Annotated in this window: 16 protein-coding genes; 6 read left to right on the forward strand and 10 right to left on the reverse strand. The window is 53.0% G+C overall.

What is annotated here, in order from left to right; all coding sequences use genetic code 11:
• The coding region (locus HALA3H3_RS02530; protein ID WP_199105043.1) for a transposase at positions 1-226 on the reverse strand (226 nt) is incomplete at its 3' end.
• A 441-nt stretch (positions 227-667) separates the two neighbouring features.
• On the opposite strand from HALA3H3_RS02530, the gene HALA3H3_RS02535 reads away from it, so the two are divergent.
• The 3 genes from HALA3H3_RS02535 (at position 668) to HALA3H3_RS02545 (ending at position 3,222) form a co-directional block, all read left to right on the forward strand.
• Positions 668-2,254 carry a flavin monoamine oxidase family protein gene (locus HALA3H3_RS02535; RefSeq protein ID WP_022519605.1) on the forward strand — a complete coding sequence of 529 codons (1,587 nt, stop codon included), beginning with the start codon at positions 668-670 and terminating at the stop codon, positions 2,252-2,254.
• A 13-nt stretch (positions 2,255-2,267) separates the two neighbouring features.
• Positions 2,268-2,669 (forward strand): c-type cytochrome, encoded by a 402-nt coding sequence (locus HALA3H3_RS02540; protein WP_022519606.1) that lies wholly within the window; start codon positions 2,268-2,270, stop codon positions 2,667-2,669.
• A gap of 61 nt (positions 2,670-2,730) precedes the next feature.
• Positions 2,731-3,222, forward strand: a complete 492-nt coding sequence (locus HALA3H3_RS02545; protein ID WP_035538940.1) for a RidA family protein — start codon at positions 2,731-2,733, stop codon at positions 3,220-3,222.
• A gap of 99 nt (positions 3,223-3,321) precedes the next feature.
• Here the strand turns inward: HALA3H3_RS02545 and HALA3H3_RS02550 are convergent, their stop codons facing one another.
• From HALA3H3_RS02550 to HALA3H3_RS02560, 3 genes are all read right to left on the reverse strand, one after another.
• Complete coding sequence (locus HALA3H3_RS02550; RefSeq protein ID WP_022519608.1) at positions 3,322-4,086, reverse strand: alpha/beta hydrolase family protein; 765 nt, start codon at positions 4,084-4,086, stop codon at positions 3,322-3,324.
• A gap of 77 nt (positions 4,087-4,163) precedes the next feature.
• Positions 4,164-4,913 carry an RES family NAD+ phosphorylase gene (locus tag HALA3H3_RS02555; protein WP_022519609.1) on the reverse strand — a complete coding sequence of 250 codons (750 nt, stop codon included), beginning with the start codon at positions 4,911-4,913 and terminating at the stop codon, positions 4,164-4,166.
• Positions 4,910-5,281 (reverse strand): antitoxin Xre-like helix-turn-helix domain-containing protein, encoded by a 372-nt coding sequence (locus tag HALA3H3_RS02560; RefSeq protein WP_022519610.1) that lies wholly within the window; start codon positions 5,279-5,281, stop codon positions 4,910-4,912. The genes HALA3H3_RS02555 and HALA3H3_RS02560 overlap by 4 nt, the downstream gene beginning before the upstream one ends.
• A gap of 227 nt (positions 5,282-5,508) precedes the next feature.
• Between HALA3H3_RS02560 and HALA3H3_RS02565 the strand changes: the two genes are divergently transcribed.
• The gene (locus tag HALA3H3_RS02565; RefSeq protein ID WP_022519611.1) at positions 5,509-6,285 is read left to right on the forward strand and encodes a glutamate racemase; all 777 of its coding nucleotides are present in this window, start codon (positions 5,509-5,511) and stop codon (positions 6,283-6,285) included.
• 16 nt (positions 6,286-6,301) lie between these two features.
• On the opposite strand, the gene HALA3H3_RS02570 is transcribed toward HALA3H3_RS02565, so the two are convergent.
• The 6 genes from HALA3H3_RS02570 to HALA3H3_RS02595 form a co-directional block, all read right to left on the reverse strand.
• Positions 6,302-6,733, reverse strand: a complete 432-nt coding sequence (locus tag HALA3H3_RS02570; protein WP_022519612.1) for a helix-turn-helix domain-containing protein — start codon at positions 6,731-6,733, stop codon at positions 6,302-6,304.
• 92 nt (positions 6,734-6,825) lie between these two features.
• A complete protein-coding gene (locus HALA3H3_RS02575) occupies positions 6,826-8,553 on the reverse strand; it encodes a mechanosensitive ion channel family protein (RefSeq protein WP_022519613.1) in 1,728 nt (575 codons plus the stop codon).
• A 189-nt stretch (positions 8,554-8,742) separates the two neighbouring features.
• Positions 8,743-9,276 (reverse strand): GDYXXLXY domain-containing protein, encoded by a 534-nt coding sequence (locus tag HALA3H3_RS02580; RefSeq protein ID WP_022519614.1) that lies wholly within the window; start codon positions 9,274-9,276, stop codon positions 8,743-8,745.
• Positions 9,273-10,343 carry a DUF4401 domain-containing protein gene (locus HALA3H3_RS02585; protein ID WP_053856871.1) on the reverse strand — a complete coding sequence of 357 codons (1,071 nt, stop codon included), beginning with the start codon at positions 10,341-10,343 and terminating at the stop codon, positions 9,273-9,275. The genes HALA3H3_RS02580 and HALA3H3_RS02585 overlap by 4 nt, the downstream gene beginning before the upstream one ends.
• Positions 10,340-11,311 carry a DUF2157 domain-containing protein gene (locus tag HALA3H3_RS02590; RefSeq protein ID WP_022519616.1) on the reverse strand — a complete coding sequence of 324 codons (972 nt, stop codon included), beginning with the start codon at positions 11,309-11,311 and terminating at the stop codon, positions 10,340-10,342. Before HALA3H3_RS02590 ends, HALA3H3_RS02585 begins: the two co-directional genes overlap by 4 nt.
• Positions 11,312-11,369: 58 nt before the next feature.
• The gene (locus HALA3H3_RS02595) at positions 11,370-13,025 is read right to left on the reverse strand and encodes an FMN-binding glutamate synthase family protein (protein WP_022519617.1); all 1,656 of its coding nucleotides are present in this window, start codon (positions 13,023-13,025) and stop codon (positions 11,370-11,372) included.
• Positions 13,026-13,198: 173 nt separating this feature from the next.
• Between HALA3H3_RS02595 and msrP the strand changes: the two genes are divergently transcribed.
• Positions 13,199-14,215 (forward strand): protein-methionine-sulfoxide reductase catalytic subunit MsrP, encoded by a 1,017-nt coding sequence (gene msrP / locus HALA3H3_RS02600; protein ID WP_022519618.1) that lies wholly within the window; start codon positions 13,199-13,201, stop codon positions 14,213-14,215.
• The gene (gene msrQ / locus HALA3H3_RS02605; RefSeq protein ID WP_022519619.1) at positions 14,215-14,832 is read left to right on the forward strand and encodes a protein-methionine-sulfoxide reductase heme-binding subunit MsrQ; all 618 of its coding nucleotides are present in this window, start codon (positions 14,215-14,217) and stop codon (positions 14,830-14,832) included. Before msrP ends, msrQ begins: the two co-directional genes overlap by 1 nt.
• Positions 14,833-14,859 lie beyond the last annotated feature (27 nt).

Here is a 14,859-nt window from a genome sequence, read left to right on the forward strand (position 1 = left end):
CGACACCGAACACCCGCTGACGAGCCAACGTGTCGAGCTTATGACGAACCTGTTCCGGTGAGCGGGGATCATGAAGCACGGCGGCCAAGCGGCGTGTTAGGCGATGCTGTTTATCGACTTCACGAAGCAGGAGTAATCCGGCGTCCGACGTAATGTGGCCCCCGGAGAAGTCGGCTTCAATTTGGCGGCGAGAGAGTGGCGAGAAGGTCAGCTTGTCAGGTACCATTTTGGAAGCGGCTGTTGGTGTTGGTTTTTGGTGTATGGCCCTGAAACGTTAACACTTTCAGCCGCTTTCTTTTATACCCTGTGAGAAATCCGGGCTAGAAGATCATGCGGAATATAAGGGCAATCAAAAGCAGATATCCACTTACCAATACAATCCCCCTTTCGCACCAAAAAGGAGATCCCCCCTAGAAACGCGCACTAAGTTGCACGTTTTTATCGGTGCGTGTTTCCTTAAAATCATGTATAAACTTTTACTTATATAATAAAAACAAAGGGTTAATTTAATTTGGCACATCACCTGCATACGTTCAGATATTACGTATATTGGCCGGATAATTAGAGCCCTGAAGATTAATTCAACGCAGCGCCTGCTGCAGTAGGACGACATCACGTTACTGAAAGGACTCTACTTGCCTGCCTATGACTTCATAGTGAGGTAGCAATGTCATTCAATCCAGAAGGTGTAACGCGTCGATCTTTTTTAGGCATGGTGGGCGCGGTGGCGGGAGCTGCGGCCATGTATTCCGCAATGAGCACAATGGGCTTTGCATCTCAGTCTAATTGGCGAGGGCGCTTAAACCTACAGGGAGCCCCTGACAATACCAATATATTAATCTTAGGGGCTGGCTTAGCCGGTATGACGGCAGCCTTTGAACTGCGCAACGCTGGTTATAATGTCAAAGTGCTGGAGTATCGCGATAAAGCAGGTGGCCGCTGCTGGACGTTACGCGGTGGAGATAGCTACACCGAGTTAGGCGGTTTTACCCAGCATATCGATTTTGCTGAAGGCAACTACTTAAATCCTGGCCCATGGCGAATCCCTTCGGACCACTTCGCCGTATTGGATTACTGCAAACGCTTTGGAGTGAAACTAGAACCCTTTATTCAGGTCAATTACAACGCTTACTTACACGACTCAGAAGCCTTTGATGCTCAGCCTCAACGCTTCAAGGAAGTGGCCACCGATTTCAGAGGTCACGTTGCAGAGCTACTTGCCAAAGTCGTTGATCAACAGGGGCTAGATGAGGCAGTTAGTGTTGAAGATGCAGAAAAGCTCGTTGCCGCACTTAAACGCTATGGCGCATTAAATGACAACTTAGATTATATAACGGGCAGCGAGTCCTCCACTTTCCGAGGTTGGAGTCACCCTGAAGGCGGCGGTGTTGATGGAAAGCCTGAGCCATCTCAGGTCAACTCACTCTCAGAAATACTAAACTCAACGTTATGGCGTAACCTTACCACTGGCGATAATTTGCACATGCAGTCCACCATTTTCCAGCCGGTGGGTGGAATGGACATGATTGCAAAAGGGTTTGAAGAACAGGTTGGCGAGCTGATTACCTACAACGCGAAAGTGACTCGCATACGCCACGAAGGCGACCAAGTAACCGCCTCTTGGATATCTGCCGATAGTGGTAGCAATGAGCAGACAGAAACGGCCGATTACTGTATCTGCACCATTCCGTTTTCCGTGCTTAGCCAGATTGACCATGACTTTTCACCTCGCATGAGCAAGATCATTGATTCAATGCCCTATGCATCAGCCTTCAAGGCTGGAATTGAGTTTAAGCGGCGCTTCTGGGAAGAGGACGAACATATCTATGGCGGCATTAGCTATACCAATCTTCCCATTACGTTAATTTCTTACCCACCCTACAACATGTTTAGCGATGGCCCAGGAGTCCTTTTAGCGGCTTACCCTTGGGGAGCCTACGCCTATCAATTTAACGCCCTCTCCCCCGAAGAACGTATCGACAAAGTGATGGAATACGGTTCGCAGATTCACCCTCAATATTACGATGAGTTCAAAACCGGCGCTTCAGTCGCATGGCATCGTGTTCCATGGACCTTAGGTTGCTATGGCCTGTGGCAAGACCGTGAAGCGGACTACCAGGATGCCACCGCAATGGATGGACGAACGCTAATGGCAGGTGAGCATATTTCGTATCTACCTGCGTGGATGGAAGGGGCCGTACTCTCCGCTCTGGATGCCGTCGAACGCCTACACACCACCATTACTGAGATTTAAGGAGTCTGTGATTATGAAAATGCTATTCACATCAATGGCAGCACTCTTTCTCTCAATGCCGGCCATCGCCCAGGAGACCTCCATTGATACCACCACTTGGTTCGATGACCCTTCTACGTTAACTCAAACCGACGGGGCTTCCATCTATGCGGGCGTTTGCGCCGGTTGTCACATGCCCAATGGGCAAGGCGCCAAAGGGGCAGGAGAATATCCAGCGCTTGCTAACAATCCCAGCTTAATGGCGACCGCTTACCCTATCAGCCTTGTTATTCACGGACATAAAGCCATGCCCCCGCTAGGCGGCTTACTGGATGACGAGCAAGTTGCTTCGGTGGTGAACTTTATCCGCACCAACTTTGGTAATAACTACACTGATAACGAAGCCAGTACAGAACTGGTTAAGAACATGCGCTAAGGCTTTTCGCTAAGCCTTAAGCAACGCAAAACGCGTTCTTACTCCCAAAAGGAAATATATGATGAGTTTTAAAAGCACGATTATTGGCCTAACACTTCTTTCTGCTTATGCGGGCTCGGCTCTTGCTGAAGACATTATTCGCCACCCCATTCCCAATTCAGATTTCCCTATACTGCAGGCAGTTGAAATCCCTTCCGATAGTACAACGGTTTATCTCAGTGGCACTGTTCCTAGCATCATTAATGAAGATGCTGATCCAAATAGTATGGAGGCGTTTGGAACAACCGAAGAACAAACGGTCACGGTTATGAACCGCATTAAGTCGAACCTGGAAGGTCTCGGTTTAGGTGTCGGCGATATCGTCAAAATGCAGGCGTTTCTTGTAGCCCCTGAGGGTGAGACCGTCGATTTCAAAGGCTTCATGGCGGGATATACACAATTCTTTGGCACCGAAGAGCAGCCTAACCTCCCTGTGCGCTCCGCCATGGTCGTCGATGCGCTGGTCAACCCCGGCTGGCTGGTAGAGATCGAAGTTACCGCCGTTAGGCCATAATTTAAACAGCAGGACAGCAAAACAGCCGACTACATTAATGTAGTTGGCTGTTTTGTGATGGCACCGCTAGCAACTATGGGGCTGTTCGCGCTTCTATTTTTAAGGTTTTATCAAATGCTTTGAGAAAAAATCTAGCAGTAGTTGGCAGTGTGCATTCTGCCCAGAGCTACTGGGTATATGATCTTCACCTTCGTAGTAGTGCACTTCCGGGGCGCGGCCATGCTCGCGCAGGCGTTGTTCCAGGCGTTTGGTCATTTCCACCGACCACATTCGGTCTTTGGTGCCATGGGAAAGCAGTAGCGGCCCTGGGTAGCGTTCGATTTCGATCGGCGTGGTCGGTAGCAAGCCTTCGTGACTATCGCGCCATGTCCAGGCGCGTTTGCTGACATCCCAGGCTTGCCAGCCTGGATCCCCTCCATCGCGAAAACTACGTGCATCAAAGGCCCCGCATACAACATCTGGAGGGCTATGCGCGGCAATGGCATCAGGCATACCTTCGATCTTATCTCTTGCCATCAGTGAGCCGAGCAATAATGCATGCTCGGCGCCGCGTGAAATACCATAAAGCCCTACTCGCTCATCAGCGAACTGGAATTCTCGTAGGGCTTTAAATGCCTCCACGCTGCGATCCAGTGGGTGGTCGATAATATGCCCCGCATTCCATGCATTACCGCCGCTTGAATAGCCATAAGGGAACGCCAAGAAGCCATGGGCGGCGAATAGCATCGCATCACGATGGCTCCACCCTGCCCACGCGCCTTCAGAACCATGCAACAACATGACGGCTGGAAAAGAGCCATCGCCCGGCGGGCCATAAGTAACGCCCCAGCCGGGTAGCAAACGCTGCACGATATTTAAAGGCATTTAGACAACCATTCCTTCCTTGTTTTCTGATTCATCCAAACTAACTTTTTGTCAAACCCTGCTCGGAAAGCCGTTCACTAAGCAGGGAAAGGCAACACGCCTTGGTGAAGAAAATCATCCAGGTGGTAGGTATAAACGCCTGATGCGTCTTTGCGTTTAAATGACACTTGAGCGGCACTTGTAACGCAAAGCCAAGGGCGCATATCGGCTGGCTCATGCTGGGCAAGCGCATCAGGGGTAAACAAGCCCACGCACGCACCACCCTGAATATCTCTTGCGGAGGCATACTCAAACGCCTCAACGCCTGCCCCACGCATTGCGCTACCCAATTGCTGACACGGGGCGTAATCAACTGGATGTTTCAGTACCGCAAGGTGGTCGACAAAGAAGCCTGCGTATAGCCTCACTCCCCGTTTAGCGGCATAGTCTACAGAAAAGAGTGTGTGCTCTGAGCGCAGCGAGGCAGTAACGGGATCACCTTCCATGGAGTACCAGAAAACCAGTCGGTAGTAGGCAGATTCAGCGAGAGTGGTAGCAATGCCCTTACCACCGTAGAAAATGCTTGGCTCAAACACACGGCCAAAACGTGACCCCCATTTGAGAGGGGGATACCGAAAAGGGGTTTTTAGAAGATAGTGCAGGTCTCGCTCCTGTTCAGGGTAAGGCGGTTTAGCAGTTTCAAGCAGTGCTTCAAGCATCTCCTGCTCTTCTAACGTGTCGACATAGCTAAGCGTTGCGACTTGCTCCTGACTTTCCACCAGTCGATAAAGGGTTCCGGAAATAGGTTTAATATTTCGCGCGCCGCCACAGGCTTCCCACACACTCACACTTTACCCCGCATACCATCCACGAATCTCAGTACCGCAAACAGCCCCTCCAAACGTGTTACCTGCTCGGCCGGGATGCCACCAGTAACACGATTGGATGTTCGCATAAAATGCTGAATCCATGTTTGGTCGCCTCCGGTAAGAGCGAATAATGCTCGAGCCAAGCGGATAAGCAGCAGAGCTAGTTCACCCTGCTTAGAGTTCGGGTCAAGCTTCAGGCTTTTTTTAAGTTGGGTAATAGTCGTGCGGTGTACGCCTAGCACCTCTGCCAAATCAGACTGCGATAAACCCAATTGCTCAGCAGCACGCAAAACTGCTTTAGCTAGCACCATTTCGGGGGTGGGCTTTGTTTGAGTAAGAGCTGGCATGGCGCACCTCAGAGAGATGGATTTTCATCAATGATAGCAAAAAAGTTCTTTATTCACACACTGAGCACAATTTTCCTATTTATCTAGGTGGCCAGGCGAATGGTTTCATTTAGTGCCGTGCCCCAGCATCGTATAAAGTTTAACTAGCATAGTAGCTAAAAATGACGCTTCCATCGCATTAGAATATTATGGATCATTAGACTTTAGCCGACACCCAGGATATTACTATGCACCAGCCAATCGCTGTTTTCGACGCTGGCATTGGCAGCTATGCCATTGTTGCCGAGATACATAAACGCCTTCCCAAACAGGATATTGTTTATTTCGCTGATCGGGCGAGCTTTCCTTATGGGAGCAAAGGGCGTGAAGAGCTACTCGCTGTCATGCATCGCACACTGCGTTTTCTTGAGGGCTATGCACCCTCTGCCATCGTCATCGCATCGAACGCACCGTCTATCATGGTGCTGGATGATGTTCGCCAAAGCACCTTGGTGCCATTGTTCGGCGTCTACCCGCCCATCGAAGAAGCACTCGCTATGTCGGCGAGCGGCAAGATCGGCATCATGGGGGTGCATTCACTCATCGAAAGCTCGCCGCTCAAGCAGTTCATAGCTCGCCATGCACCCCACCCGGAGAATGTCAGCCTGATCAATGCTTCGTCCATGGTGGAGCTTGTCGAGAATGGCGCCTTTCTATTCGACCCAAAAGCGACGCAGAAAGCGGTCACTGCTTTTATCGACGGCGTCTTCCGGCAGCACCCCGATATCGACACGCTGACACTTTCCAGCACGCATTTACCATGGCTTCGCTCCTTCTTCGAAGCGGCGAGACCCAGTTGCCGATTCCTCGACCCCGCCGAATCTATTGTCGCTGGATTAGGCGATGGCACGCCGGGCACAGGCCAAATTCAAGGTCTGGTGACAGAAAGCGAGGCCTATGATGTTGAGACATTCCGACGTATGTTGCAGCAGTTCGGCATCGATATACCGCTAGAGGTAGTCTAAGCGCCATAAGGCTTTATCAGGTCAAAACGCGTAGTTTTTCCCTGGGTTCTTTAAACGAGTCGGTAGCGATGCCAAACCGTTCCGAAAGCTCGCAGATTTGGCGCCAGTTCAGCTTGCGGCGCCCACTGAGAACTTCAGACACCACTGATTGAGCGCCAACTTCAGGTAGCTCGCTCTGCGCTATCCCATGCTCTTGCATAAGGTAGCGAAGTACCTCACTTCCAGACACCTCAGGCATCGGGCGATGTGCTTCATCATAGGACTCAATGATATCACCCAAGCGATTCGCCAGGCCGACAAGTGGGTGTGTCTCATCGTCACCGACAAGATCAAGAATTTCATCAAGCGCCTCGACCCGGGCATCGTATTCAGCTTCGGAATGTGGATCGCTAAGAAGAGGGGCAAGATAAACCCAGTGTTCCGTCGCTTGCTCAACGAGTGCGTGCATAGTCACTCCTTTTTCCACTTACCCTTGTCATAACAAGACTACTTTATGGGTAAAATACGCGAAAGCGTTATCTGCCGCTGCACAAACACCCTTTATTCAAATGGTTTGACCTCAACACTACCCACTCCCTCCGAGCTTTTTCCTTGCGCCCCTCGGGCGATATCGTTGTGGCTGATAACCACAATTTCACGTGGCCACCACTCTGGATGGTTATCGCGGATAAACGCCAGCAGCTTCTCGCGCACATTCATTTCCGCTGTCCAACCCGCCAAAGGGTCTGAGGTCATGAGGTAACAAGTGACGGTTTGCGCCGTTCCTGTTTGTGCCGTTACGTAGCAGAGCAGCTTATGGTGTTCGATAACGCTGTCTTCTTCTTTGGCGACCTCGATAAATTTCTCTCTTAACAGTCCTATATCGGCGCTTAAGTGAAGCGTCAGCGTCAATGACCGGTACATCTTGGTACTTTTTACCGACAAATTGTCGAATGGCTTAGAAGTAAAATAGGTAACGGGCACAATCAAACGCCGCTCATCCCATGACCTCAACCGGATAAAGGTATAAAAGATACCTTCGACATAGCACCACTCGTCTTCAAAGATCACCAAATCGCCAATGCGAGTGGGTTTAGCAAACGATAACTGAAATGAAGCGAGGATATTGCCAAGTACCGTTTGGCCCGCCACACCCACTAATACGGCCAATACACTGGCAGACGCCAGAATCGATAAGCCAAGAGTTTCGAAAAGCTGAACCTGACCCAGTATGTAGATGGACACGCCAGTAACGGTGATCAGAATAATGACCCGGCGCAACGCGTAGAGCGACGTTAGCAGTCTGCGTTCGTCTCTGGGCTTGGTATCATCGATTTCACCCACAATACGCCGCGTTAAACGCAGCATAATGGTATCCACTAAGCGCAACGCAATCGTGCCGACTCCCCAGGCCATAATACTGATTAACAGCACCCGAAAGGTTGTGGTGGCAACCGCAGAAAACGACACCACATAATCCAGCACCATCTGGGTAACCAGCGACATTGCAATCAGCGCCCCAGGCATACCGATTTGGCTGGCAAAAATGCTCGACACTCCTGAAGGTAACCATTTCGACATCAAGCTGATCAGACGGTGAACTCCCCACCCTACGAGCCCGATAAATAGCACAAACAAGGGAATCGCGATCCATTCCCAAATTCTCAGGACGCCAAACGAGGCCTGGAAGCGTTCGGGAATATAGCTTTCCAGAGCTGAGGGGCCGTACTGTTCATACAGCGCCGGAATATAAGACACACTGATAGGCATGATTAGCCAGACTGGCTCCTGGTCACCCACGCGGTATCGACCCAAGCGGATATCGTAGGTTTCGCCATCGGCTTTTAAAGAGGAGACCTCAACGTTGCGACGGGTCTCGCCAACGCGGGGGTTTTGGCCTGCGGGATCTTCAATCACCGCGTCTTCGCGACCGGGCAGATCGGAAACGCTCAACCACTCGCCGCGTTGAAAAATCTCTGCCAGTTGCCGGGCGAGCTCACCCCCTTGCTCGCGTTGCTCATCCTCTGAGAACTCGGAAAGGTTGAGCATATGGGCAGCGGCTGCATACTCTTCCTGGCCCGTGAGGTGCAAAAAACTCCTGATCGATTCTCGCGGTGTTACTCGGTTTGCCTCTTCAGGAGGTTCACCAAGCCCCGTATTTAACGCATCGATAGTAAACCACCGCTCACTTTCGCTCTCTCCTCCTTGAGTTTGTGCCGCGCATAGGTTGGAAAAGGTCAGTGCCATCACCAACAAAACCCATGCGAGCCACGAGCTGTTTGCTTTCATAAATGCCTTATTCATTGAAGTGGGTCAGTTTGACTACCCACCGACCGGCCCTATCGAGCCAGTCCAGCGTCATTACTGGACTATCCATGTCAGTGGAGGAACAAAGTACAGCCTACCTTACTGAATGAAGCAAGACAGAATGCAATAGTGAAAAGTGGAGTGAGAACAGCTCGCCAGATAAAGTAAATTTTACTTAACACTTTCTCCTAACTTAGTTAATTCTGCATTGTATAAAGCCACCAGCAAGGGCTCGCCCTTGGTATTCACCCTAAACTGACCATAACGCGCTGGCTCATAGCGCTCACCGTGCCCCTCCTGAAAGAAAAACGCATCGGTGGCAAAGCGTACCTGACCATTGCGTAGCCGGTAGCGAAGGCGCCGTTCGTCGTCGCGTAAAGAAGTACCTTCATCCAAGCGCTGAAAGTGAGCGATACGCTGTTCATCCAAACGCACCACTACATAGCCGTTAAGAGCTTTCAGCGAGTCTTCATCACGCTCACTCTGATAAAGCGCGCTTTGAATTTGGTTACCCAGCGCAAAGTTTAGCGCCATATAGTCGCCCTGCATCAATGAGCGCGGGTCGACAGGCGCCAGCTCCAGGTAAACAATTTCTCCCTCGGATAAATGACGCTCTTTCTGCCAAACGGCCCAGTTCACCGCCACCAACACAACGACGGTGGTTAACACTATGATCCAGCGATTTCGCTTGGCTTTCAGCATCATTTCCCATGTCCTTCCACAGAGGTCGACGGACTATTTTCCGCTACGCTCAACCACTTGAGCAGCGTCCAACGTAGCGCCAGCAGCCCTCCCCCCAACACCAGCAACGTTAGAGCCTTGGTTAACAGTGTTGCGTCCAGCCAGTAGTAATAGCTGCCAATGCCCACCAGCAGAGAAAGCACTCCAAGCCCCAGCACTAGGCGATGCCCGATCGCGAACCCTAACAGTACGACGACCAAACCTTGGCCCACACTCGGTGCATAAAATGAGACCAACAGCAGCGCTAAAGGACTGAGATACAACCCCCAATGGGTTTTGGAATGAGGGATGGTATAGAGCAGCAACGCCAGAGAGAGTGCCACGAACACGGCGTTCAACCAGGGTGCTGACCATGCAAAAGCGTTAGTGCTCTGTGCGTCAGACCAGAAGGCAAAGGAGTGGCCGCTATGCGCTAATCCCTGCATCACCAGCAGGCCTATCAACAGGCCGTAGCCCCATGCTTGCACATCTTGAATACGGCCAGAACAGCGAAACTCATTCAGCCAGAGCAGCGCCAGTGCCAACAGCACCAATCCACCCGCTGCTGGCGCCATAGCGTTCACTGCCAAAGCCATATAGAGCGCCAAGCTGGCGGCAAAGGCTGAAAAGGTGCGATGTACCTGGCTTGGCATTACCAGCGCCAGTGCGCACTGTAAGGCCAGCAGCGACCACCACAAATAAGTGGACACATTCCAGAACTCGACCAGCGCCCACGCTATTAGCAGTTGCCCGGCTAAGCTAACCGCAAGTGCCAAGTGCTCGAGCACATCACCGCGAGCTTTGCAAAACAGCCCATAAGCCGCGCCGATCATCACAAGCCCCAGGCCCAACGACGCGGCGGGGCTCTCCACCACGAACACCACGCCCATAGCGATAAAGCCGAGCAGAAATAGCGCCGCTAACCAGCCTGAAAAGGCCTGCAGCGCACGTACAAACCAAGGCGTTTGCAACTGCGCTGGGGAGGTAGGCTCGTTTAACGGAATACCCGCTTGGCTCAGCCTAACGCTTAAATCATTAACGTTGTTCGTCACTGGGAAATCTCCCGATGTAGCCGCTTTAGCCATACCACGGCCCCAGCGCCCATCGCCAGTACCGCGATGGTGATCAGCAGCAGACTTCCCTCCTGCCAATCGCCTTCCCAGAGCAACAGCCTGGCAAGCAGCAGTGTGGTCACCGTTAACGCCGAGACACAGCCGCCCGCGATCATAAACAGGTCAGGCCGCCAATAGCGATAAACGCCATACAGCACCGCCAGCCAGAGTGAGTAAATCGCCAGCACTGGCGACCATAAGAGGCCTGCATCGACTATCAACCTCATCGTTAACAGCGTCATAGGCACCCCGCTACCCACCGCCAGCAAGCGTAGTACCCACTGCTGTGACCAGTTCCGACAACGGGCCCCCCATTCCCATGTCGCCAGGGCAAGGGTATTGAGCCCAAACAGCCCCCAAAGCGCGGCATCGCTACTGACCAAAACGCCAAACGGCCCGCCCCAGGTACGAAAATAGAGCCCGACGACCAAATTGAGTAACCCCAGCCACAACACCCAGAGCAGCTCAAAGCGCGCCACCCAGACCCAGGGCAGAGCAAGCAGCGCCCAGGTAAAAAACAGTTGCCAGGGGTCGGCACCGGTTTGGTACACCTGCCCGAACAACGCCAACAGCACGCCCACCAATAAAGTGGCCGAGGTTAGCGCCACACGTTGAACCATCGGGCTGGCCTTGGGCCAAACGGCGATGCCTACCGCCAGCACCATCGCTGCCTGCACCACGCCAAAGCGCAGCCAACGGCCCATCTCAGCCCAGTTATAAGCGATGAAAAACAGCACCGCGAAGGCCAGCGCCAGTCCGCCTAGCCACAGCAGTAAGCGATCAATAAACAGCGCCCAAGCGCGAGGCGAAGGGTGCAGCCCAGAAGCTTGCACTGCGCGCGTCACCTGTTCAGGCGGTATCACGCCCTGCTCAATCAGTGGTATCAGTTCACGGCGGGTAGATGCCATGGGGGCTCCCTTCTAAACGGCGCAGTGGAAACAAAGTAATCTAGGCTAAGCGCCACGATCACTCCAACTTAGTAAAGCGCAACCGAGCAACCTGCGCAGGCGGCTGGAAGGAGTCGGCTCGGGCATTTTCCCAATAGTGCTTGAATACCGTGTGCTCGCACTTTGCATTGAGCAGTTCATTGGGTTTTAAGAAGGTGAATATCTGATCGTAGGACTGAATCTCGTTTTCCGAGACACGCCGGATAATGTGCTCGGGCCCCAGCTCACTAGGGTGGCTAAGCCCTGCGGCACCTAGCATTTCCGCCAGCGCTTTTAAGGTATTGCGGTGGAAGTGGTAGACCCGCGCTGTTTTATCGACAATGTCCAAATGGCGGCTGCGGTTAGGGTCTTGAGTAGCCACGCCGCTGGGGCATTTGTCGGAATGGCAGTTAAGCGCCTGAATACATCCTAATGAAAACATAAAGCCCCTGGCCGAATTGCACCAATCAGCACCTAGTGCCATGGTTCGGGCAATGTGAAAACCGGACATAATCTTACCCGCCGCGCCGATACGAATCTCCTCGCGCAGCCCGGCCCCCACCAGGGTGTTATGCACCAGCGTAACGGCTTCTGTTAAAGGCACACCTATACGATTGATAAACTCCAGCGGTGCCGCACCGGTTCCTCCTTCGCCACCGTCCACCACTATAAAATCAGGCCGCTCGCCGGTTTCTAGCATCGCCTTAACGATCGCAAACCACTCCCAGGGGTGGCCAATCGCCAGCTTGAAGCCGATCGGTTTACCCCCAGAAAGCGAACGCAGGCGGGCAATGAATGCCATCAGTTCCAGCGGCGTCGAGAAAGCTGAATGGGCAGCGGGTGAAATCACGTCCTGGCCCATGGGAACTTCTCGCGCTTCGGCAATTTCGGCAGTTACCTTAGCCGCTGGCAATATACCGCCATGCCCCGGTTTGGCGCCCTGGGAAAGCTTGATTTCGATCATTTTCACCTGATCGGCACTGGCGTTAGCTGCAAAGCGCTCCGCATTAAACGAGCCATCGTCGTTGCGACAACCAAAGTAACCAGAGCCTATTTCCCAGACGAGATCACCTCCATGCTTGCGGTGATAGCCGGAAATAGAGCCTTCACCGGTATCGTGATAGAAACCGCCTTTACCAGCGCCCGCATTCAGCGCCTCGATAGCGTTGCCCGAAAGCGAACCGAAACTCATGGCCGAAATATTGAAAACACTCGCCAGGTAGGGTTGGCTGCAGCGGCTACCGCCCACCCGAATCCTGAAGTCACTGTTTTCGATAGCCTGGGGAAGTAGCGAGTGGTTGATCCACTCATGCCCCGGCTGATACATGTCCAGCAAGGAGCCAAAAGGCTTTTTATCGCTCTCATTTTTAGAACGCTGATAGACCACAGCGCGCTGCTCGCGGGAAAATGGTCGTTCGTCAAGATCAGACTGGATGAAATACTGACGTATTTCCGGCCCAATGGACTCTAGAACATAGCGAAAATGGGCCAGAACAGGATAGTTACGGCTCACCGTTCGCCGCGTTTGGCGTAGATCATAAAGCCCCAGCCCAGCGAGCATGCCAAAAATCGCCACGCCCCAAAGCCATGCTAAAGAAAACACCACCCCCACCAGCGAAACCAACAGCAGGATCAGGCAGGCAACAAAGACGGCATTACGCAGAGGAATACGGGTCAATCCCCGGGCTTCGATCATCTGAACACGAACTCCTTATCAACAGTTCACCACGGGGCGACCAGCTACCCCGACAGGCTCAATTTAAATCGTAAGGGTTTTGTGTAAGTTTTGGCGAACTTACTACACCCATTAATATCGAATGCTGCACTCACCTCGTATGCTACCCACAAAGGCCTTAGTGGAGACACCCAATGCTAATAAAGATTGCCAAACCGAGTGACTTACACGAATCCGATGTCACGCCGGAATCTATCTACCTCTCCAGGCGGCGCTTTATGGGCGGTGTGGCAGGCCTAGGTGCAGGGCTTGCCCTATCCGGTCACGCCGGTGCCAACGCCGACTACTCGGACGTGCCTGAAGGCGATGCGCCAGCCTGGTTAAAGGAGAAAATCAGCGAGACCCAATGGCGGGCCATTACCCCTAGCGATCCAGACAAAGATAAAATCGCCCCCTTTGATGACGCCAGTGGCTACAACAACTTTTTCGAGTTCGGCACTGACAAGGGCGACCCCGCCCGCCATGCGGGCAGCCTACAAACAGAGCCATGGAGTGTGGTAGTTGATGGCGAAGTCAATAACGGCGGGCGTTTTGCCCTGGAGGACTTCGCCAAGCCTTCGCAGTTTGAAGAGCGTATTTACCGCCTGCGCTGCGTCGAGGCGTGGTCGATGGTCATCCCCTGGCTGGGCATTCCGCTGGCGGAAATCATCAAGCGCGCCGACCCCACCAGCAAAGCCAAGTACGTACGCTTTGAAACCCTGGTAGACCCGGATCAGATGCGTGGCCAGCGCTCCTCGTTCTCAATCATCGACTGGCCCTACGTGGAAGGCTTGCGCCTGGACGAAGCCATGCACCCGCTAACGCTGCTGGCCATGGGCATGTATGGCCGCGAACTGCCTAACCAAAATGGCGCGCCCCTACGGCTGGTAGTGCCCTGGAAGTACGGCTTCAAGAGTATCAAATCGATTGTGCGCATCTCGCTGGTAGAAGAGCAGCCGGTCAACTCCTGGCAGCAGATTGCCGCCGATGAGTACGGCTTTTATGCCAACGTTAACCCAGAGGTAGACCACCCCCGCTGGAGCCAAGCCACCGAGCGGCGTTTACCCAACAGCCTGTTCAACCCCAACACTATCGATACCTTGATGTTTAACGGCTACGCCGACGAAGTTGCCGAGATGTATGCGGGGTTAGATTTGAGGAAGAACTACTGATGGCAACGCAGCACAAATGGCTAGCCTGGCGCGTCGCGGTATTTCTGGCGGCGCTAGCACCGCTACTGTTTTGGAGCTGGCAGGTGGCGAATAACGCCGCGGGCCCCGAACCGGGGCGCTACCTGCTATTGAATATCGGCATTGGTGCGCTGTGGTTGCTGCTATTCACCCTTAGCCTTACCCCACTGACCAAGCTTACCCGCTGGAAAGGCTTTGCGCTGATCCGGCGCCAGTTAGGGCTTTGGTCGCTGGCTTACGCCACCCTACATATGCTCAGTTACGCGTTGTTTATTCTGGGGCTTAACTGGGCACTGCTTGGCAGCGAGATCATCAAACGCCCCTACATCATCGTCGGCATGATCGCGCTGATCGGCCTTGCTGTGCTGGGTGCCACGTCCAACCGCTGGGCAATGAAGCGCCTGGGCAAACGCTGGAAACCGCTGCACAAATTTTCCTACGCCATTTTAGGGCTGGTGCTGCTGCACTTCTTCTGGGTGGTGCGCGCGGATATGCAGGAGTGGGCAATGTATGCCGCTATGGCTGCGCTGATTATGGCCACCCGCCTGCCGCCTGTTGCCCGCTCCCTGCCTAAACTGCGTTATCGTTTTAGCCGTTAAAGCCTCAATAGATCCCCTTTCGTACCA

Origin of the sequence: Halomonas sp. A3H3, from assembly GCF_000982975.1 — a bacterium.
Lineage (GTDB): Bacteria > Pseudomonadota > Gammaproteobacteria > Pseudomonadales > Halomonadaceae > Vreelandella > Vreelandella titanicae.

Excerpts from the sequence above, each read along its gene's own strand:
- HALA3H3_RS02535 (WP_022519605.1), top strand. The coding sequence starts at position 668 with ATGTCATTCAATCCAGAAGGTGTAACGCGTCGATCTTTTTTAGGCATG.
- HALA3H3_RS02540 (WP_022519606.1), top strand. The coding sequence starts at position 2,268 with ATGAAAATGCTATTCACATCAATGGCAGCACTCTTTCTCTCAATGCCG.
- HALA3H3_RS02545 (WP_035538940.1), top strand. The coding sequence starts at position 2,731 with ATGAGTTTTAAAAGCACGATTATTGGCCTAACACTTCTTTCTGCTTAT.
- HALA3H3_RS02550 (WP_022519608.1), bottom strand. The coding sequence starts at position 4,086 with ATGCCTTTAAATATCGTGCAGCGTTTGCTACCCGGCTGGGGCGTTACT.
- HALA3H3_RS02560 (WP_022519610.1), bottom strand. The coding sequence starts at position 5,281 with ATGCCAGCTCTTACTCAAACAAAGCCCACCCCCGAAATGGTGCTAGCT.
- HALA3H3_RS02565 (WP_022519611.1), top strand. The coding sequence starts at position 5,509 with ATGCACCAGCCAATCGCTGTTTTCGACGCTGGCATTGGCAGCTATGCC.
- HALA3H3_RS02570 (WP_022519612.1), bottom strand. The coding sequence starts at position 6,733 with ATGCACGCACTCGTTGAGCAAGCGACGGAACACTGGGTTTATCTTGCC.
- HALA3H3_RS02575 (WP_022519613.1), bottom strand. The coding sequence starts at position 8,553 with ATGAAAGCAAACAGCTCGTGGCTCGCATGGGTTTTGTTGGTGATGGCA.
- HALA3H3_RS02580 (WP_022519614.1), bottom strand. The coding sequence starts at position 9,276 with ATGATGCTGAAAGCCAAGCGAAATCGCTGGATCATAGTGTTAACCACC.
- HALA3H3_RS02590 (WP_022519616.1), bottom strand. The coding sequence starts at position 11,311 with ATGGCATCTACCCGCCGTGAACTGATACCACTGATTGAGCAGGGCGTG.
- HALA3H3_RS02595 (WP_022519617.1), bottom strand. The coding sequence starts at position 13,025 with ATGATCGAAGCCCGGGGATTGACCCGTATTCCTCTGCGTAATGCCGTC.
- msrP (WP_022519618.1), top strand. The coding sequence starts at position 13,199 with ATGCTAATAAAGATTGCCAAACCGAGTGACTTACACGAATCCGATGTC.
- msrQ (WP_022519619.1), top strand. The coding sequence starts at position 14,215 with ATGGCAACGCAGCACAAATGGCTAGCCTGGCGCGTCGCGGTATTTCTG.